Annotated in this window: 1 protein-coding gene; it reads right to left on the reverse strand. The window is 47.7% G+C overall.

What is annotated here, in order from left to right:
- Positions 1–68: 68 nt before the first annotated feature.
- On the reverse strand, positions 69–507 hold a 439-nt coding region (gene moaE / locus R7Q11_RS29635; protein ID WP_225467398.1), incomplete at its 5' end, for a molybdopterin synthase catalytic subunit MoaE.

Below are 507 nucleotides of genomic sequence, written 5' to 3' on the forward strand. Positions count from 1 at the left end.
AAATACAAAAAAAGCTAAGTGCGATTAACACTTAGCTTTTTATTTTTTGTCAAAACGAGTGGCTGGTTCTATTTTTCCCAGCGCTGCGCTGCTTGATGATCGGTGTCGCGCGATTCAATCCAACGATCTTCGTTAGTTGTGCGCTCTTTTTTCCAAAACGGTGCTTTGGTTTTCAGGTAGTCCATAATGAACTCGCACGCATCAAATGCCGCGCCGCGGTGCGCACTGGAAACGCCCACAAATACAATTTGGTCGCCGCTGTCCATATCACCCACACGGTGAATCACACGCACGCCAAGCAGTGGCCAGCGAGCTTCCGCTTCATCACAAATATCGCTCAAGCTCTTTTCCGTCATGCCCGGATAATGCTCTAGGTGCAGGCCAATCACGTTGTCACCAAGGTTCATATCTCTGACTTTACCGATAAAGGTCACGACCGCACCAGCAGCAGTGCCTTCCGACAAGCGTTGATATTCTTGATCAACAGAAAAGTCTTCAACTTGTAAA

Source organism: Vibrio sp. 970, assembly GCF_033339075.1.